Source organism: Streptomyces sp. NPDC001443, assembly GCF_053597355.1.
In genome coordinates this window covers 75,373-93,217 of the sequence record NZ_JBSFIA010000034.1, presented here as the reverse complement: position 1 = coordinate 93,217, position 17,845 = coordinate 75,373, and the positions used below count along the sequence as shown (strand labels likewise).

General features: G+C 73.8%; 14 protein-coding genes and 5 tRNA genes. 7 read left to right on the top strand and 12 right to left on the bottom strand.

Annotated elements, in window-relative coordinates:
* Positions 1-63 precede the first annotated feature (63 nt).
* Positions 64-585, top strand: a complete 522-nt coding sequence (locus ACWC24_RS29950) for a DsbA family protein (RefSeq protein ID WP_450666007.1) — start codon at positions 64-66, stop codon at positions 583-585.
* Between the two features lie 45 nt (positions 586-630).
* On the opposite strand, the gene ACWC24_RS29945 is transcribed toward ACWC24_RS29950, so the two are convergent.
* The 3 genes from ACWC24_RS29945 to ACWC24_RS29935 form a co-directional block, all read right to left on the bottom strand.
* Complete coding sequence (locus ACWC24_RS29945; protein WP_450666006.1) at positions 631-1,455, bottom strand: N-acetyltransferase family protein; 825 nt, start codon at positions 1,453-1,455, stop codon at positions 631-633.
* 102 nt (positions 1,456-1,557) lie between these two features.
* Positions 1,558-2,379 (bottom strand): aminotransferase class IV, encoded by an 822-nt coding sequence (locus ACWC24_RS29940; RefSeq protein WP_450666005.1) that lies wholly within the window; start codon positions 2,377-2,379, stop codon positions 1,558-1,560.
* Positions 2,376-3,431, bottom strand: a complete 1,056-nt coding sequence (locus ACWC24_RS29935) for a chorismate-binding protein (protein WP_450666004.1) — start codon at positions 3,429-3,431, stop codon at positions 2,376-2,378. Before ACWC24_RS29935 ends, ACWC24_RS29940 begins: the two co-directional genes overlap by 4 nt.
* Positions 3,432-3,609: 178 nt before the next feature.
* On the opposite strand from ACWC24_RS29935, the gene ACWC24_RS29930 reads away from it, so the two are divergent.
* The 5 genes from ACWC24_RS29930 (at position 3,610) to ACWC24_RS29910 (ending at position 4,089) form a co-directional block, all read left to right on the top strand.
* Positions 3,610-3,682, top strand: a tRNA-Gly gene (locus ACWC24_RS29930).
* Positions 3,683-3,720: 38 nt separating this feature from the next.
* Positions 3,721-3,794, top strand: a tRNA-Cys gene (locus ACWC24_RS29925).
* A gap of 1 nt (position 3,795) precedes the next feature.
* A tRNA-Val gene (locus tag ACWC24_RS29920) sits at positions 3,796-3,867 on the top strand.
* Positions 3,868-3,902: 35 nt separating this feature from the next.
* A tRNA-Val gene (locus tag ACWC24_RS29915) sits at positions 3,903-3,974 on the top strand.
* Between the two features lie 43 nt (positions 3,975-4,017).
* Positions 4,018-4,089: transfer RNA gene (locus ACWC24_RS29910), tRNA-Val, on the top strand.
* Positions 4,090-4,136: 47 nt separating this feature from the next.
* On the opposite strand, the gene ACWC24_RS29905 is transcribed toward ACWC24_RS29910, so the two are convergent.
* The 3 genes from ACWC24_RS29905 to ACWC24_RS29895 form a co-directional block, all read right to left on the bottom strand.
* On the bottom strand, positions 4,137-4,442 hold the full coding sequence (locus ACWC24_RS29905; RefSeq protein ID WP_152894773.1) for a TFIIB-type zinc ribbon-containing protein: 306 nt from the start codon (positions 4,440-4,442) through the stop codon (positions 4,137-4,139).
* A gap of 80 nt (positions 4,443-4,522) precedes the next feature.
* Positions 4,523-5,482 carry a phosphotransferase gene (locus ACWC24_RS29900; protein WP_450666003.1) on the bottom strand — a complete coding sequence of 320 codons (960 nt, stop codon included), beginning with the start codon at positions 5,480-5,482 and terminating at the stop codon, positions 4,523-4,525.
* A 373-nt stretch (positions 5,483-5,855) separates the two neighbouring features.
* Positions 5,856-6,050, bottom strand: a complete 195-nt coding sequence (locus ACWC24_RS29895; RefSeq protein WP_450666002.1) for a hypothetical protein — start codon at positions 6,048-6,050, stop codon at positions 5,856-5,858.
* A 701-nt stretch (positions 6,051-6,751) separates the two neighbouring features.
* Between ACWC24_RS29895 and ACWC24_RS29890 the strand changes: the two genes are divergently transcribed.
* Positions 6,752-8,191: a protein kinase domain-containing protein gene (locus ACWC24_RS29890; RefSeq protein ID WP_450666031.1), complete on the top strand. Its 1,440-nt coding sequence runs from the start codon at positions 6,752-6,754 to the stop codon at positions 8,189-8,191.
* A gap of 79 nt (positions 8,192-8,270) precedes the next feature.
* Here the strand turns inward: ACWC24_RS29890 and ACWC24_RS29885 are convergent, their stop codons facing one another.
* The 6 genes from ACWC24_RS29885 to ACWC24_RS29860 form a co-directional block, all read right to left on the bottom strand.
* Positions 8,271-9,089, bottom strand: a complete 819-nt coding sequence (locus tag ACWC24_RS29885) for a TrmH family RNA methyltransferase (RefSeq protein ID WP_450666001.1) — start codon at positions 9,087-9,089, stop codon at positions 8,271-8,273.
* Positions 9,090-9,153: 64 nt separating this feature from the next.
* Positions 9,154-10,386, bottom strand: coding sequence for a uroporphyrinogen-III C-methyltransferase (gene cobA / locus ACWC24_RS29880; RefSeq protein WP_450666000.1), 1,233 nt, complete (start codon positions 10,384-10,386; stop codon positions 9,154-9,156).
* A gap of 156 nt (positions 10,387-10,542) precedes the next feature.
* Positions 10,543-14,421 carry a nicotinate-nucleotide--dimethylbenzimidazole phosphoribosyltransferase gene (gene cobT / locus ACWC24_RS29875; RefSeq protein ID WP_450665999.1) on the bottom strand — a complete coding sequence of 1,293 codons (3,879 nt, stop codon included), beginning with the start codon at positions 14,419-14,421 and terminating at the stop codon, positions 10,543-10,545.
* Positions 14,422-14,850: 429 nt separating this feature from the next.
* A complete protein-coding gene (gene cbiE / locus ACWC24_RS29870) occupies positions 14,851-16,077 on the bottom strand; it encodes a precorrin-6y C5,15-methyltransferase (decarboxylating) subunit CbiE (protein ID WP_450665998.1) in 1,227 nt (408 codons plus the stop codon).
* A gap of 106 nt (positions 16,078-16,183) precedes the next feature.
* Positions 16,184-16,831, bottom strand: coding sequence for a GNAT family N-acetyltransferase (locus ACWC24_RS29865; protein ID WP_450665997.1), 648 nt, complete (start codon positions 16,829-16,831; stop codon positions 16,184-16,186).
* A 172-nt stretch (positions 16,832-17,003) separates the two neighbouring features.
* Positions 17,004-17,834: a MetQ/NlpA family ABC transporter substrate-binding protein gene (locus tag ACWC24_RS29860; RefSeq protein WP_450665996.1), complete on the bottom strand. Its 831-nt coding sequence runs from the start codon at positions 17,832-17,834 to the stop codon at positions 17,004-17,006.
* Between the last annotated feature and the right edge of the window lie 11 nt (positions 17,835-17,845).

The window sequence follows — 17,845 nt, the reverse complement described above, 5'->3', positions numbered from 1 at the left end:
GCCGTCCCTACGACCGCGACGGCCCCGGTTGGGACGGTCGCGCGGGGCTGGGAGACTGGGGGCATGAGCGACTCCTCCCCCGCGCACCCCACCGCCCCCGCCGCCGTGCTCGACGTGTGGTGCGAACTCCAGTGCCCGGACTGCCGTAGTGCCCTCGACGACCTGCGCGCCCTGCGCGAGCGGTACGGCGACCGGCTGGAGCTGCGGCTGCGGCACTTCCCGCTGGAGAAGCACAAGCACGCGTTCGCCGCGGCGCAGGCCGTCGAGGAGGCCGTGGAGCAGGGACAGGGCTGGCCGTACGTCGAAGCGGTCCTGGGCCGGGTCGAGGAGCTCGACCGCCGGGGAGAACGCTTCCTGGTCGAGGTGGCCGGGGAACTCGGCCTGGACGCCGAGGAGTTCGACACGGCACTCGTCGACGGCCGGCACATCCTGATCGTGGACGCCGACCAGGCCGAGGGCAAGGCCATCGGTGTGACCGGCACCCCCACCTACGTCATCGGCGGCGAGCGCCTCGACGGCGGCAAGAGCCAGGAGGGGCTGCGCGAGCGCATCGAGGAGATCACGGACCGGCTCCTGGCCGGATAGCCGTCCCGGGGCCGGCTCCTCGGACCCGGCCCTGCGGGGCCCTTCCTACAGCAGGTGCTTGTAGAAGACGCGCTGCCGGGTCTCGTAACCGAGCGACTCGTACAGCCGCTCGGCCGGGGTGTTCCCCGCGAACACGTTGAGGCCGAGGGTGCGGCTGCCGCCGGCGACCGCCCGGGCCTCCGCCAGCAGCATCAGCGTACGGCCGTGTCCGTGGCCGCGACGGTCGGCGTCGACCTCCACGTCGTAGACGAAGGCACCGCCGTCGCGCCACCCCAGCCACAGGACACCCACTCGGGTCCCCTCGTGCTCCAGGACGCTGAACGTGTTGTGCGCGGTGGCGACCCCTCGCTCTCGCAGATGCGCGTGGTCCCGGCGCGACTTGGCGTACGCCTCGGCCTCGGGCAGGCCGCGCTCGATCCACTCCTGCGCGTACGCCTGCGACTCGTGGGCCAGCCAGGTCTCGAACTCGTCTTCCGTCATGGGCCGCGCCCGACTGCCGGCGGGCAGTTCGGGCGGGACGTCGGAGAGCGGCTTGGCCATGATGCGGTTGCGCAGGACGTAGCCCAGGTTCGTGGCGAGCCTGGCCGCCGTCGGGGCGTCCTCGGGAACGACCGCCTCGATCTGCCGGCAGCCCCAGCCGCGCGCCACCTCCTCGGCGGCGAGTGCGGCGACCGTGCCCCGGCCGCGTCGGCGGTCCGGCTCCTCCACGCGCAGGTCCAGGATCCGGGCCACCGACTCGCCGAGGCTGGGGGAGGTGCCGAGATGGATCGCGCCCACGGGACGGCTGTTCACACACACCTGGTAGTGGCGCGAGCACAGCCCGTCGGCGGCGCGCTGGAGCGGCTCGGTCGGCCGCAGGGTCGTGGTCATCAGGGGTGTTCTACCCGGTACGGCGCCCCGGGACAGCCGAATTTTTCCCGGTGCGCCCCGTCACCCCCGGCCCGCCCGTGCAACGCGGCGCACATGCTTCGGTCAGGGATCGAGGTCGTGCCCCGAGCGCTCGTCGAAGATCCGCATGGCCTTGGCGGTCACGGGGCCCGGCGCGCCGGGGAGTTCGCGCTCGTCGACGCGGTGCACGGCCTGGACGTCGCGCAGGGTGGAGGTCAGGAAGACCTCCTCCGCCCGTTCCAGGACGTCCAGCGGCAGCTCGGTCTCCTTCGCGCCGGTCCACTCGACCGCCAGCGCGCGCGTGATGCCCGCGAGACACCCGGAGGCGACCGGCGGGGTGTGGATCTCACCGTCGAGGACGACGAAGACGTTGGAACCCGTGCCCTCGCAGAGCTGTCCCACGGTGTTGGCGAAGAGGGCCTCGGTGGCGCCGTGCGCGTGCGCGCGGGCCAGGGCGACGACGTTCTCGGCGTACGAGGTCGTCTTCAGGCCGGTGAGCGCGCCGCGTTCGTTGCGGGTCCAGGGGACCGTGACGACGGCTGTGGAGTCGGCGCGGCGACCGGTCGCGCCGAGGGCGACCACGAGGGTCGGGCCGTCCGCGCCGCGGTCGGAGCCCAGCGGGCCGTGGCCGCCGGTGTACGTGATGCGCAGCCGGCCGAGCGGCATCGGGTTGGCCTCGACGACGGCGGCGCAGGCGCGGCGGACCTCGTCGAGGTCGGGGTCGGGCAGGCCCAGGCCGCGCGCGGACCGGGTGAGCCGGTCGAGGTGCCGGGTGAGCGCGAACGGTCTGCCCTCGACCGTCTTCACCGTCTCGAAGATGCCGTCGCCCACGGTCAGCCCGTGGTCGAAGACGGACACACGGGCGGACTCGGCGTCCTCCAGACCGCCGTCGAGCCAGATCCTCACGTCAGTGCCTCTCCATCTGAATCCGAGCTTGCCCCGTACGTTCCCGACGCTACCGCGAGCAGCCGGGACGCCTTCAGTTCGGTCTCCCGCCACTCCCCCTCGGGGTCGGACCCCCAGGTGATGCCGGCTCCGGTGCCGAAGCGCAGGGCGCCTTCGGCGCGGTCGATCCAGAAGGTACGGATGCCGACGGCCAGCTCGCCCTCGCCGCGGTCGGCGTCGATCCAGCCGACGCCGCCGCAGTAGGGGCCGCGGGGTGCCGTCTCCAGGGCGGAGATGATCCGCAGGGCGCTGGACTTGGGGGCGCCGGTGACCGAGCCGGGCGGGAAGGCGGCGGCGAGCAGTTCGGGCCAGCCGGTGCCCGGGCGCAGTTCGCCGCGGACCGTGGAGACGAGGTGGACCAGGCCGGGGTGCTTCTCGACGGCGCACAGGTCGGGGACGGTGACGCTGCCGGTGGCGCAGACCTGCCCGATGTCGTTGCGGACCAGGTCCACGATCATCACGTTCTCGGCGTAGTCCTTCTCCAGCAGGTCCGCCTCGGTGCGGCCGGTGCCCTTGATCGGGCCGGACTCGACCGTGCGGCCGTCGCGGCGCAGGAAGAGTTCGGGCGAGGCGGTGGCGATCTCCACACCGTGCCGGGGCAGCCGAATCGTTCCTGCGTACGGCGCCGGGTTGCCGCGGGCGAGCAGTGCGGTCAGGGCGTCCACGTCGGCGTCGGACGCGACCGGCGCGGACAGCACCCGGCAGAGGTTCGCCTGGTACACCTCGCCGGCCGCGATGTGGTCGCGGATCCGCCGGACGGCGGCCGTGTAGGCGGAGCGGTCGAGGGAGGAGGTCCAGTCGGCGACCGCAGGTCCGCGCCAGCCGCCCGGCACCGGGGCCGGCACCGGCTCCGTGTGTACGTCCGCGAACCGGGCGCAGGTCAGACCGCCCTCGAAGTCGGCGCAGACGGCCCAGAACCCGGCCGAGTCCAGAGCCGCGGGGTCGCTGGTGACATCGAGCAGGCCGGTGGCGACACGGTCGCCGAAGCGGGCCAGGGGAGGGAGGTCGAGCACGTTGTCGAGTCTAGGCGGGTGACGTTCGGGTGGCCTCGCCGTGTCCGGTCGGGGGGCCCGCGCAGGTCCGCGGGGCGACGCGGGGCAGCACGCTGCGCAAACGCGTTTTTGTGCTGGCCCGGGAATCCGCTAGAGTTCAACACGTCGCCGGGACGCGCAAGCGGAACGGAAACGACAAGCGGACGTAGCTCAGTTGGTAGAGCGCAACCTTGCCAAGGTTGAGGTCGCGAGTTCGAGCCTCGTCGTCCGCTCGAAGGAACCAGGGGTCTTCCCGATCCCCTACACTCCTGGTGGAGTGGCCGAGAGGCGAGGCAACGGCCTGCAAAGCCGTCTACACGGGTTCAAATCCCGTCTCCACCTCCAAGGACGATTAGCTCAGCGGGAGAGCGCTTCCCTGACACGGAAGAGGTCACTGGTTCAATCCCAGTATCGTCCACTGGCCCGTAAGGGCCTTGATCCGCAAGGATCCCCGCGCGATTAGCTCAGCGGGAGAGCGCTTCCCTGACACGGAAGAGGTCACTGGTTCAATCCCAGTATCGCGCACGCAGTGCCCATGACCGACTCCATGGAGTCGTCGTGGTCCCGAGGACGATTAGCTCAGCGGGAGAGCGCTTCCCTGACACGGAAGAGGTCACTGGTTCAATCCCAGTATCGTCCACACACCGGATCCCCCGGCCGTCACGTACGGCCGGGGGATTCCTCGTGTCAGGACGAGAACAGCATGTGGCCGAAGCTCTTGTGCCGGTGGTGACCGCCGTAGTGCCCACCGCCGTGGTGGCCGCCACCGTGTCCGCCGCCGTGCGGGGCACCCCAGGCGGGCGCCGACGGCGCGGGGTACGCCTGCGGAGCGGGCGGCGGCGGGGCGGGCTGGGTCCACTGGGACTCCAGTCGGGTCAGCGCCTCCAGCTCGCCGTAGTCGAGGAAGATCCCCCGGCAGCCGCTGCACTGCTCGATCTGGACACCGTTGCGGTTGTAGGTGTGCATCGGCGCATGACACTTCGGACAATGCATGGTCGGCCCAACTCCTCGTCGATCGGTCCTGCTTCGCGTCTCGCCAGGACAGACTCTGCCCGGCCGCGGTCGGTTGCACCTTACTTCGCGCAGTCCCCTCCCAACTCCAAGGGGATCGCGCCCATTCGGGCACATGCGTCGACAACGGACAGTTCCACTTCGTCCAGGGGCCGGTCCGCGGCGATCGCCTTGGTCACGGCGCGGGCGGCGCTCTGCACGGTCAGGGCCCGGGCCGGGACGTCCAGGGCGGGCCAGGGGTCGCCGTCCGCGGGCACGGCGGGGCCCGCCGCCGCGCGGTAGGCGGCCAGGAACCGGGTCCATTCGCCGGGCGGGAGCAGTCCGCAGGCGTACCAGGCGGCGGGACGCGCCAGGTCCCAGGCCGCGACGCCGGTGCCGAGGTCGTCGATGTCGATCAGCCGCCAGGGGCCGTCCGGGGCCGGGTGCCGTACCAACTGGCCGAGGTGCAGGTCGCCGTGGCAGAGGGTGGCCCGGTCGGGCATCGGGGCCGCGTCGCGGGCCCAGGCGGGCAGGGCGGCCCAGGCGCGCAGGACCGGTGGAACGGCCGGATGCGAGGCGGGCGCGGCACGCAGCAGGGCCACGGCGCGGGCCGCCTTGGCGGGGCCGCGCATCGGGGGCGGCGCGTGCGGGGCGGCCGGGACCGGGGTGCGGTGCAGCCGGGCGAGGAGGGTGCCCGCCGCTTCCCAGGGAGCGGCGTCGGGGTCGTCCGGGTCCACGGGACTGCCGTACGGCCAGAGGGTCACGAGCCGGCCGTCGACCGAGGCCGGACTCGGCTCCAGCGGGGGCAGCAGGACGTCCGGGAGGGTGGCGGCCACGCGGAGCCGGAGGGTCAGTTCGGTGCGGGCGGTGTCCGGGGCGTGCGCCTTGGCGACGCTCCCGGCGTGCCGGACGACGGTGGCGTCCGGGCGGTCGGCGAGGGTGCTGGGGGTGCCGGGGTTGCCGCAGAGGCAGGGGCCGCCCTCCGGATGGGCCGCGGTCCGGGCCTTCTCGGCGAGTGCGGGCAGCAGCAGGTCGGCGGTCATGGGTCCCCCAGCGTCGTACGGCTCTGGCCGGAGCGTACGCAACCGGATCGGAGCACCGGACGGCACCCGGGCGGGCCGGACCGGACCGGACGTCGCTCGGCGGGGGGACCAGGCCGAGGGGCAGAACGGCACCCGGGCGGACCGGGGCAGGCCGGACGGGGCAGGCCGGACCGGGGCAGACCGGACGGGGGCTCAAGCGGACCTGATCGGGGCACCGGACGGCACCCGGGTGGGGCCGACGGGGAAACGGCAATGCCGGCGCAGCTCCCCAGCTGCGCCGGCATCATCTGCCGTCCGCCGCACCCCCGTCCCCACGGGGTTTCATGGGTGGATGTCCCCGCCCGGACCGCTCTTCCGGGCCTGGGGTCGCCGCTCAGCGCCCCAGCATCACGCCCACGGACGACGCCTGTGTGGCCACCGTCTCCCAGCCGTCGAACACCAGCAGGAGCAGGGCCGCCAGGGGAAGGGCCATGAGCGTCGCCACCAACGGGTGGCGACGGCCCGTGCGGCGTGGGCGCGTGAAGCGCCCCTGGGTGCGGATCGTCGTCCGCGGTGCCGTGTGGGCCATGGTCCCTCTCCTGACCGTGTTGCGTTGTCGTCGACAGCGGCGGGTGTCTGACCTCGGGGGACGAGTGCTGCACCCGCCGCTTGACTTCAAATCTAGGGGCGCGGCGCCGGTCGGGCGTCATGCCCTCGTACCGATTGGCGGGCCTCCCCGAGGATGAGCCGTGACCTGCGGTGTACTCCGCAGGGTGGAGACGAGGTTCCAGGACTCGGGGTCATCCCCGAGGAGGTGTCCGGTGTGCCCTCGCATTTCCGGACTGTTCTCGCGGGACCTCGTCCGCCCGGCCGGGGCCGGCACTCCGGTACGCCGGGAGGAGGACCTTACGGACGATCGGACTTCCGGGTCATGGGAGCGGTTCAGGAGCCCCGCAGACGGTGACTTCGCTCACTTCCCGTACATCTCGGGACACCCCGGACCCCGCCCGGCGGCCCGTGCCGACCGCCGTCGTCCGGTACGTCCGCGCACTCCCGTCGGTACGCGGGCCACACTGCGGGCCGTCAACCATTTGGTGATCAACACCCCTTCCCTGGCGTGGGGTTGACGAAGCCGGTGGCTCAAAGCGGCTCTGTTCTCTGGCTCCCTGACCACTCCTCATATCCCGTGCCCGGCAAGCACAATCCATCCGGCCGAGAGGGCGCGGCCTCTGCGCGCGGGCGGCTGTGGAAACGTAAGCTGTGGCACGTCACACGGACCGGGCAGCGGGGATGAACATGGCGATGATGCGCCTGAGGCGCGAGGACCCGCGCGTCGTCGGCTCGTTCAGGCTTCACAGACGGCTCGGCGCGGGCGGCATGGGCGTCGTCTACCTGGGCTCCGACAAGAAGGGGCAGCGGGTCGCGCTGAAGGTGATCCGGCCCGACCTGGCGGAGGATCAGGAGTTCCGCTCGCGGTTCGCGCGTGAGGTGTCCGCGGCGCGGCGGATCCGTGGTGGGTGCACGGCGCGGCTGGTGGCCGCGGACCTGGACGCGGACCGTCCCTGGTTCGCCACGCAGTACGTGCCCGGCCCGTCCCTGCACGACAAGGTCGCCGACGAGGGACCGCTCGGCGCGGCCGAGGCGGCCGCGATCGGCGCGGCCCTGTCGGAGGGCCTGGTCGCGGTGCACGAGGCCGGGGTCGTGCACCGGGACCTGAAGCCGTCCAACATCCTGCTGTCCCCCAAGGGGCCGCGGATCATCGACTTCGGCATCGCCTGGGCGACCGGCGCCTCCACGCTCACCCACGTCGGCACCGCGGTCGGCTCCCCCGGCTTCCTCGCCCCCGAGCAGGTGCGCGGGGCCGCCGTCACCCCGGCGACGGACGTGTTCTCGCTGGGCGCCACCCTCGCGTACGCCTCCACCGCCGACTCGCCTTTCGGGCACGGCAGTTCCGAGGTGATGCTGTACCGGGTGGTGCACGAGGAGGCCCATCTGCACGGCGTGCCCGACGCGCTGGCCCCGCTGGTGCGCGCCTGTCTGGCGAAGGACCCCGAGGATCGGCCCAGTACGCTCGAACTGTCCTTGCGGCTCAAGGAGATCGCCGCCCGTGAGGCCCAGGGCCTGACCGACGGACGGCCGCCCGCGCCGCGCACGGGCGAGGCGGACCGGCCCACCGGGCGGCTGGCCGAGGCCAGTTATCCGGAGCAGTTGCGGGCCGCGCCCCGGCGATCGCCGGGGCATCCGGGAGGGCAGGGGACTCCGCCGCCCCGGGGTGCCACCCCCACCCCCTCACGCGGTCCGGCCCCGGCCGTCCGGAGCGGGGGGACCCCGTCGCGCGGCGGCAGTGCCTCGCGGGGCAACAGCACCGCGTCCCGGTCCGGCGCCCGGCCCACTCCGGCCTCGCGCAACACCGGTCGGTCGGGCACCGGCGGCCGGACGGGACCGCGCAGCGGTGCGGGCCGTCCGGCGCCCAGGACCACCGGGACCGGTCGGCGGCCGGCGAATCCGCGGCTGCTGCGGCAGCGGCTGTTCGTGTTCGTCGTGGTGACGCTGCTCGTCGCGCTCGCCATCGCGGTGGTACAGGGCTGTCAGGGGCCGGCGCGTGGACTCGGGGGCGGCGGCGACGTCGTACGACGGTCCGGCGCGGAGCCGCACCCACCCGCGCCGTCGCTCGGGGAGCGGATGAAGCAGCCGTACGAGTCGACGCTGCGGGCCGACGGCCCGGAGTGACCCGGCCGGCCACCCCGCCGGACGCACGCCACCGCGGGTACGCCCCGTCGCCCTCGGCCGGCTGCCGGACGGCCGTCGGTCAGGCGGTCGGGCGTCCCGTGGCCACCGCGTAGAAGGCGACCGCCGCCGCCGCGCCCACGTTGAGGGAGTCGACGCCGTGGGCCATCGGGATGCGGACCCATTCGTCGGCGGCGACCAGGGCCTGGGTGGACAGGCCGTCGCCCTCCGCGCCGAGCATCAGGGCCACCCGGTCCATCCGGTGCGGGGCGGCCTCGTCGAGGGACCTGGCCTTCTCGTCCGGGGTGAGGGCGAGCAGGGTGAAGCCCGCCTCGCGGACCGAGTCGAGACCCTTGGGCCAGGTGTCGAGGCGGGCGTAGGGCACCGAGAAGACCGCGCCCATCGAGACCTTGACGGACCGGCGGTAGAGCGGGTCGGCGCAGTCGGGCGAGAGCAGGACCGCGTCCATGCCGAGGGCGGCCGCCGAACGGAAGATCGCGCCGATGTTCGTGTGGTCGTTCACCGACTCCATGACCGCCACCCGGCGGGCGGTGCGCAGCAGTTCGGCCGCCGTGGGCAGCGGCTTGCGCTGCATGGAGGCGAGGGCGCCGCGGTGCACGTGGTAGCCGGTGACCTTCTCGGCGAGCTCCGGGCTGACCGCGTAGACGGGGGCCGGGAGCTCGTCGATGACGTCGCGCATGACGTCGACCCACTTCGCGGACAGCAGCATCGAGCGCATCTCGTACCCGGCGTCCTTGGCCCGGCGGATGACCTTCTCGCCCTCGGCGATGAACAGGCCCTCGGCGGGCTCGCGCTTGCGGCGCAGCTCCACGTCGGTCAGGCCCGTGTAGTCGCTCAGGCGCGGGTCGGCGGGGTCCTCAACGGTGATGAGATCGGCCACAGGGTGATACTGCCTTGTCCTGGGTGTGGTGCCAACGGCTCGGAACGGGTTGTGTTACCCGGGGTTACTCGGTGGTGCGGGGGCCCACGCCGACGACCTCGCCGATGACGATGACGGCCGGGGGCCGCACGTCCTCGGCGCGCACCGTCTCGGCGACGGTCGCGAGGGTGGCGTCGACGCGGCGCTGGGCGGCCGTCGTGCCCTCCTGGACCAGGGCGACGGGGGTCTCGGGAGACCTGCCGTGCGCGACGAGCGTCTCGGCGATCTTCCCGATCTTGTCGACGCCCATGAGCACCACGAGCGTACCGGTCAGCCGGGCGAGCGCCGGCCAGTCGACCAGGGAGCGCTCGTCGTCGGGGGCGACATGGCCGCTGACCACCGTGAACTCATGGGCGACCCCACGGTGGGTGACGGGGATGCCGGCCGCGCCCGGCACCGAGATGGAGCTGGAGATGCCCGGGACGACCGTGCACGGGATGCCCGCCTCGGCGAGTGCCTGGAGCTCCTCCATGCCACGGCCGAAGACGTACGGGTCGCCGCCCTTCAGCCGGACGACGGACCTGCCCTTCCTGGCGTGCTCGATCAGCGCGTTGTTGATGGCCTCCTGGGCCATGAAGCGCCCGTACGGGATCTTCGCCGCGTCGATCACCTCGACGTGCGGCGGGAGTTCGGCCAGCAGGTCGCGCGGGCCGAGCCGGTCGGCGATGACGACGTCCGCCTCGGCGAGCAGCCGCCGGCCGCGGACCGTGATCAGGTCCGGGTCGCCGGGACCGCCGCCGACGAGGGCGACGCCGGGGGTGCGGGTGCGGTGGTGCGGGGCTACGAGGGTGCCGTCGCGCAGGCCCTCCACGACCGCGTCCCGGACGGCGGCGGTGTGCCGGGGGTCGCGGCCGCGCGCGTCGGTGGTGAGCACGGCCACGGTGACGCCCTCGCTGTGGCCGGTGGCCGGGGTCCAGGCGGTCGCCGCGTCGGCGTCGTCGGAGCGCACGCACCAGACGCGGTGGGCCTCGCCCTCGGCGGAGGCCCGGGCGTTCGCCTCCGGGTCGCTGGTGGCGATCAGCGCGTACCAGGCGTCGGCGAGGTCGCCGTCTGCGTAGGGGCGCCGCTGCCAGGCGATCTCGCCCGCGTCCGCCATGGCCTCGACGGACGGCGTCGCCTCCGGGGACACCAGGAGGATGTCGGCGCCCGCCGCGATCAGCGCCGGGAGCCGGCGCTGGGCGACCTGACCGCCGCCGAGGACGACCACGCGGCGGCCGGCCAGACGGAGGCCTACGGGATAGGCGGGGTGTTCGGCCATGAGGGGGCGGCTCCTCGTCCTCGTCCTGGCGATGCGAAGGGCGCTACAGCTCCGGAGCGGCCCTGACGTGCGAATTTTAGCCGTGGTGCGGGGTACGGCAGGGGGCGGGGGCGGGCACCGGAACTCCCGGCCGCCCCGACCCCGCCCCGTGGTGGGCTACTTCTCGGTGACGCCCGCCGAGTCGAACGTCGCCACCTCGTGCATCGCTCGTGCCGTGCTCTGCACCAGCGGGAGCGCCAGCAGGGCGCCCGTGCCCTCGCCCAGGCGCAGGTCCAGGTCGACCAGGGGGCGCAGGCCCAGCTTGTTGAGGGCCGCCACATGGCCCGGCTCGGCGCTGCGGTGACCCGCGATGCAGGCCGCGAGGACCTCCGGGGCGATGGCGCGGGCCACCAGGGCGGCGGCGCCGGCGCTGACACCGTCCAGGATCACCGGGGTGCGCAGCGAGGCGCCGCCCAGGAGCAGACCGACCATCGCCGCGTGCTCGAAGCCTCCGATCGCCGCGAGGACGCCGATGGGATCGGCGGGGTCGGGCTGGTGGAACTCCAGGGCGCGGCGCACGACATCGGTCTTGCGGGCGAGGGTCTCGTCGTTGATGCCGGTGCCGCGGCCGGTGACCTCGGCCGGGTCGGCGCCGGTGAAGACGGAGATGAGGGCGGCCGACGCGGTGGTGTTGGCGATGCCCATCTCACCGGTGAGCAGGGCCTTGTTGCCGGCCGCCACCAGGTCACGGGCGGTCTCGATGCCCACCTCGATGGCCTGCTTGGCCTCCTCGCGGGTCATCGCGGGGCCGGTGGTCATGTCCGAGGTGCCCGCGCGGATCTTGCGCGGCAGCAGACCGGGGGTGGCCGGGAGGTCGGCCGCGACGCCCACGTCGATGACGCAGACCTCGGCGCCGACCTGCGCGGCGAAAGCGTTGCAGACCGCTCCCCCGCCCAGGAAGTTGGCCACCATCTGGGCCGTGACCTCCTGCGGCCAGGGGGTGACGCCCTGGGCGTGCACACCGTGGTCGCCCGCGAAGATCGCGACGGCCGCGGGCTCCGGGATCGGCGGCGGGCACTGCCGGGACAGGCCGGACAGCTGCGCGGAGATGATCTCCAGCATGCCGAGCGCGCCGGCCGGCTTGGTCATGCGCTTCTGCCGCTCCCAGGCCTCGCCGAGCGCCTTGGCGTCCAGCGGACGGATCCCGGCGACGGTCTCGGCGAGCAGGTCGTGCGGGTCCTCGCCGGGCAGCGCGCGACGGCCGTACGTCTCCTCGTGCACGACCCAGGACAGGGGACGGCGCTTGGACCAGCCCGCCTGCATCAGCTCGGGCTCCTCCGGGAACTCGTCGACGTACCCGACGCACAGGTAGGCGACGACCTCCAGGTGGTCGGGCAGGCCGAGGGCGCGGACCATCTCGCGCTCGTCGAAGAAGCTGACCCAGCCGACGCCGAGGCCCTCGGCGCGGGCGGCGAGCCAGAAGTTCTCCACGGCGAGCGCGGCGGAGTACGGGGCCATCTGCGGCTGGGTGTGCCGGCCGAGAGTGTGCCGGCCGCCGCGGGTCGGGTCGGCGGTGACGACGACGTTCACCGGGGTGTCGAGGATCGCCTCGATCTTCATTTCCCTGAACTGCTTGGCCCGGCCCTTGGGCAGCGACTTGGCGTACGCCTCGCGCTGGCGCATGGCCAGTTCGTGCATGGTGCGGCGGGTCTCGGCCGACCGGATCACGACGAAGTCCCAGGGCTGCGAGTGGCCCACGGACGGGGCCGTGTGGGCCGCCTCCAGGACGCGCAGCAGCACCTCGTGCGGGATCGGGTCGTTGCGGAAGCCGTTGCGGATGTCACGGCGCTCGCGGATCACCCGCAGCACGGCCTCGCGCTCGGCTTCGGCGAAGCCGGGGGCGGCCGGGCCGGTGGACTCTCGTACTTCTTCCACTGCGGCCGTGCTCTCTTCTTCCTGGTCTTCCTGTCCGGCGCCCCTGGTGTCCAGGTCCGCCGCCTGCTGTACGACGCCCGGGTCGTGCTCGGCGGTCTCGGCGTTCTCGGCGTCCTGGCCCGGGGCCGGTTCGGCCTCCCGGGGGGCGGGGACCACGGCGACGGGTTCCGGGAGCTGCGCGCCCGGCGTCTGTGCCTGGGCCTCCGGCGCCTGTGCCTGGGCCTCCGGCGCCTGGATGGGCAGGACGATGGGGTGCGGCGGGGTCGGGGCGAGGTGCGGGGTGGTCGGCACCATGCCCTCGACCGGGACGAACCGGCCCACGGGCTGGTCCTGGCCGGTCTCGACCAGCGGCTCGGCCGCGGGTGCGTCGGCGCTCTGCGGGGCGGACTCGGCGGCGGGCGGCATCTGCGCCGCGACACCGGGGTGCGTGGGCGCCTGGGCCTGGTCCTGGGCCTGTGCCTGGTCGGCGGCGAGCTCGGCCGGAGCAGGGGTGTCGGCCGCGGGGCGGGCGAGGCCCATCGCGTCCAGGGCCGACGGGAAGGGCGCGAACACGCCGGACTGCGGCCCGGCGACCGGCGCGACCACCTCGGCGGGCTGGGCGGCGACGGCCTCGGCGGGGGCCGGGACGGGCGCGGCGACGGGCGCGTCCTCGGGGCCGGCCGGCTGCGGGGCCTGCGGTGCCTCGGGCACCTCGGAGCCGGCGGCCGGTGCGCCCTGCGGCACGGCCGCGGCCTCGGTGCCGGGCACGATCCCGGCAGCCTCCACCGCCACGGCGTCGGCGGGCACGGCCTGCTCCGGAGCGACCTGCTCCGCTACGGCCTGCTCCGGTGTGGCCTGCTCCGCTACGACCTGCTCCGGTGCGGCGGGCGCGGGTTCGGGGGTCTGCGGGGTCTCCTGAGCCTCGGTCGTCGCCTCGACGGCGACCGCTTGCGCGGCCTGTTCGGGAACGGCCGCGTCGGACGGCGCGGGAACCTGGCCCGCGTCCTCGGCACCCGCGGCCGGCACGGGGCCCACGGGCTCCGGGGACACGGCGGCACCGGCTTCGGCCTGCCCGGGGCCGACGACGGATTCGGGGCCCGGGACCGGACCCTGCTCCGACGCCTCGGCGGCGCCGGGGACCTGGCCCGCGTCCGCGACCGCCCCGGTGTCCGGAACCTGGCCTTCGGACCCGGCGGACCCGGCCTCAGGGCCCTGCGTCGGTTCGGGCACCACTCCCGTGCCCGAACCGTCCTCCGTGCCCACGGGCTCCGCCGGCGTCGGCTCCGGGCCGGACCCGGGCGTGGCTTCGGGCGCGGGCACGGCGACCGGCACCGGCCCCTCGGCCTGTGCCGTGGCGACGCCCGCCTCGGTGGCGATACGGGCCATCACGGCCTCGGCCGCGCCGACCGGCTCGGGCTGCTGCTCCACGACCGGTTGGTCCACGGCCGGCTGTTCCACGATCTGCCGGTCCATGACCGGCTGTTCGGCAGGGGCCGCCACCGGGTACTCCACGTGTGCCGCGACCGGCTGCCCCACCTGCGCCACGACCGGGGATCCGGCCGGGGCGGCGAGCGGGTGCTCCACGACCGGGGCGGCCGTCGCGACGGGGGTCGCGGCCATGCCCACCGGCGGCTGGACCGTGCCCTGGGCGACCCAGGGCCCGCTGTTCGGCACCGCCGTCTCGCGCACCGGCGGCACGTCGAGGTACTCGGGGCCGGTCGGCGCGGGGGCCGGGTGCCGTACGGGCGCGCCCGCCGGACCCCGGTCGGCGAGGGAGCGGACCGGGCTGGCGGAGGCGTCCGGGATCAGCGGGCCGAGGTGCAGGGGTCTGCGGGGCTGGACCTGGACGGGCGGCGGCGTCGGGGTGGGCAGGCGGACGCCGCCGAGGTCGACCGAACCGGTGTCCCGGCCGGACAGCTCGTGCGGACCCGGCTCGTGAAGGGTCTCGACGACCGGCTCCGGCGCCGGCGGGGCCACTTCGTTGCCCCAGGCGCTCTGTGCGCCCGGCAGCAGCAGGTCTTCGTCCTCGGCGGTGGTCTCGGAGAGGTAGGCGTACCCGCCCGGCGCGGAGACGCCAGGCTGCTCCACCATGCCTGAGTTCTCCGGCAGCTCCTCGCCCGGGATCTGGCCGGTGTCGGTCATGCGTACCCCTCGCCCATCGGTTAGTGCCTCTACGACCAGCTCACCGGGAACGGCGCACCGACCGCCCCCGTAGTGAAGAACGAGCGTGCGTGCCCAGCGGCACGACCGAGCCGACCGCAAAAAGCGACAAAGCCATTAGGTGGCATTGTCCCGGCCGTTCCGTCGTCGCGACAGGTTGATCCGCGACAGCCCGCTGTGGACTGCGCCACGTTGCGCGTCCTCCGGTTCTTGCCGTACCACACTCACCCCAAAACGGACGGGTTTTCCGGACATTGACGAACGAATGTACGGGTCCCCCGGTGCGGTACAACGATCGGCCAGCCTACCGCGCGCGGTACGACAACAGGATCACGGGTCACGATCGGGCAGGTCCACCCGCGACCCGCCCTCGGCACGGCCGCGCCGCGCCCGGAGCGCGGCCACCGGCCCTCAGCGGGGCGCTTCGCGCTGCGGCAGTTCTCCGGTGAGCAGGAACGCCACGCTCCGCTCCCGCTCCGTCCAGACCCGGCTGTCGAGGTCGACCGACTGCAGGAGGGCGCACTCGACCCGGTAGCCGTGTTCGGTCAGGTCCCGGCCGATGACCTCGGCGGCGTCGCGGTTCGCCGCGTGCGTGACGATCCGCTGCGGGCGGCGGTCGGCGACCGCGGTGACGACGGCGGCTCCCCCGCCGGCGACGCGGACCACGTCGGGTTCGGGCAGGCGCTCCAGGACGTGCGGGGCGGTGCCGTGGACGATCTGGAGCTGCACCCCGTGGCGGCGGGCGGCGGCGTCGGTGCGGGCGCAGGCCCGCAGGTCGTGGTCGACGGCGAGGACGGCGGCCCCGGCCCGCGCCGCCTCGGTGGCGAAGGCGCCGCTGCCACAGCCGATGTCCCACACGAGGTCGCCGACCCGGGGGCCGAGCCGGGCGAGCTGGGCGGCCCGCAGCAACTGGGTCTCGCCCTCGCCGAGCGGTCCGTCGTAGGCCTCGGCGGGCAGGGTCCAGCCGCGTGGTCCGGCGGCCGGGTCGCGGCCGGCGATCCAGCCCCCGCCGTCGCCGCCGGTGCCGCGGCCGACGGGTCCGCCGATGACGATGACGACGTTCGGGTCGCGCCAGGCGTGGTCGGCGGCCTTGTCGGAGGTGACGACGGCGACCCGCTCGCGCTCGGTGCCGAGCTCCTCGCAGATCACGAAGGTGCGGTGGACGCCCTCCAGCAGCAGTCCGAGCTCCGCGGGACCGGCGCCGGGCGAGGTGAGGACCGCGACCTTGGCGTGCGCCCGGCACACGTTCACCGCGCGGCGCAGGGTGCGGCGGTGGGCGACGACCACCTGGGCGTCGTCCCAGGGCATCCCGGCCCGGGCGAACGCGGCGGCCACGGAGGAGACGGCGGGGACGACCTCGACCTCGAGCCCGAACTCGGGTGCGCGCAGGCTCCGTACGACGCCGAAGAAGCCGGGGTCGCCGTCGGCGAGCACCACCGCGGTGCCGCGATGGCCGGCCACCCTCCGGGCGGCGAGGTCGACACTGCCCAGCCGGATGCGTTCCGCGCCGGGCGGGATCTCGGGCAGTGCCAGATGGTGCGCGGCGCCGGCGACCAGCGTGGCGGCGCCGAGGGCCGCGCGTGCCGCGGCGGTCAGCGGCGAGCCGTCCCAGCCGATCACCGTGACCCGGTCGGCCATCGTCGTCAGTCTCCAGGGGTCTCGCGCAGCTGGTCGGGAAGGGTGGCCCGCGGGGGCCTTTCGTGAGACTACCTGGTGGCGGGGCGCCGGTTCGGTTCCAGCCGGTTCAGTTCCAGTCGGTGTAGGCGGTGTACGACGTGAAGCTGCCGCTGTCGGACAGTTGCTCCCCCGTGCCCTCCAGGTCCTCCGGCAGCAGGCTCCAGACGATGAAGTCGGTGCGCGTGTCGGCCCAGGTGCCGTCCTCGGCGCGGGTGCGCGCTATGCAGGCGTTGCGCAGGACTCCCTCGCTGATGCAGCCGATCTTCTGGGCGACCTGCTGCGAGGCCGTGTTGTCGGCGGCCGTGCGCAGTTCGATGCGCTCGAACTTCTGGTCCGTGAACAGCCACTGGGCGGTGCCGAGCGCCGCCTCGGAGGCGTAGCCCTCGCCGCGCGCCCAGGGGGCGACGATGTACGACAGTTCGGTGGAGCGGACGTGCCAGTTGGTCTTGCCGAGCTGGATGACGCCGACCAGCCGCTGGGTGAGGAACTCGGTGACGGCGAGGTCCAGTCCGCGTCCCGCGGCGCGTTCGGCCGGGGCGTGAGCGGTGATCCACCTGCGGGCGTCGTCCTGGGTGAACGGCTGGGGCACGCTCGTCCAGGCCGCGACCTGTTCGTCGTTCATCATCTCGGCCATGGCGGCGATGTCGTCCTCGTCGAGAGCACGCAGCACCAACCGCTCCGTGCTGATGGAGATGTCGGGGAAGGTGCTCGTCATGCGCCGCTCCGTAACCTTCGAGTCGTCAGGTACCGCTGAACTGCCCAGCATGCAGCATGAAAGCAGTGAACCGCACCACCGGGTCGACTCCCTTGCGGGAGCCGGTCCGGTGGTGCGGCGAGCCGCTCGCGCGGCGGGCTGATCAGCGGGCCGTCACGGTCCCGGGAGGAACCTAGAAGGAGGCGATGACCGAGCCGTCGTACTTGTCCTCGATGAACTTCTTGACCTCGGCGGAGTTCAGGAGCTTGGCGAGCTTCTGGACGCGCGGGTCCTTCTCGTCGCCCTTCTTGACGGCGAGGACGTTGACGTACTGGTTGCCCTTCGCGGACTCCAGGACGAGGGCTTCCTTGGCGGGCTTGAGACCGGCCGAGAGCGCGTAGTTGCCGTTGACGACCGCGGCGTCGACGTCGTCCAGGGAGCGCGCCGTCTGAGCGGCCTCGACCTCCTTGAACGTCAGGCCCTTGGGGTTCTTGTCGATGCTCTGCGGGGTCTCCTGGCCCTTGCCGCCGTCCTTGAAGGTGATCAGCCCGTTGGCGGCGAGGAGCTTGAGGGCGCGGGACTCGTTGTCGGCGTCGTTCGGGACGGCGACGGTCGCGCCGTTCTTGAGGGCGTCGACGCTCTTCACCTTGTGGGAGTAGAGGCCGAGCGGCTCGAGGTGGACGTCGGCGACGGACACGAGGTGGGTGCCGCGCTTGGCGTTGAAGTCGGCGAGGTAGGGCTTGCTCTGGAAGTAGTTGGCGTCCACCGAGCCGTCCTCGGTCGCCGTGTTCGGCGTGACGTAGTCGGTGACCTCCTTGACCTGGAGGTCGAGGCCGGCCTTCTTCGCCAGGTTGTCCTTGATGTAGTCGAGGATCTCGGCGTGCGGGGTGGGGGTCGCGGCGACGACCAGCGGCCCGCTGTAGTCGGAGGCGCCGGAGTCCTTGCCGGAGCCGCAGGCGCCGAGCCCGAGGGTGAGGGCTCCCGTGGCGAGGACGGCGGAGGTGATCTTGGTGGCGTTACGCACGAAAAGTGCCT

Excerpts from the sequence above, each read along its gene's own strand:
- cbiE (WP_450665998.1), bottom strand. The coding sequence starts at position 16,077 with ATGGCCGACCGGGTCACGGTGATCGGCTGGGACGGCTCGCCGCTGACC.
- cobT (WP_450665999.1), bottom strand. The coding sequence starts at position 14,421 with ATGACCGACACCGGCCAGATCCCGGGCGAGGAGCTGCCGGAGAACTCA.
- ACWC24_RS29945 (WP_450666006.1), bottom strand. The coding sequence starts at position 1,455 with ATGACCACGACCCTGCGGCCGACCGAGCCGCTCCAGCGCGCCGCCGAC.
- cobA (WP_450666000.1), bottom strand. The coding sequence starts at position 10,386 with ATGGCCGAACACCCCGCCTATCCCGTAGGCCTCCGTCTGGCCGGCCGC.
- ACWC24_RS29890 (WP_450666031.1), top strand. The coding sequence starts at position 6,752 with ATGAACATGGCGATGATGCGCCTGAGGCGCGAGGACCCGCGCGTCGTC.
- ACWC24_RS29950 (WP_450666007.1), top strand. The coding sequence starts at position 64 with ATGAGCGACTCCTCCCCCGCGCACCCCACCGCCCCCGCCGCCGTGCTC.
- ACWC24_RS29895 (WP_450666002.1), bottom strand. The coding sequence starts at position 6,050 with ATGGCCCACACGGCACCGCGGACGACGATCCGCACCCAGGGGCGCTTC.
- ACWC24_RS29900 (WP_450666003.1), bottom strand. The coding sequence starts at position 5,482 with ATGACCGCCGACCTGCTGCTGCCCGCACTCGCCGAGAAGGCCCGGACC.
- ACWC24_RS29905 (WP_152894773.1), bottom strand. The coding sequence starts at position 4,442 with ATGCATTGTCCGAAGTGTCATGCGCCGATGCACACCTACAACCGCAAC.
- ACWC24_RS29865 (WP_450665997.1), bottom strand. The coding sequence starts at position 16,831 with ATGACGAGCACCTTCCCCGACATCTCCATCAGCACGGAGCGGTTGGTG.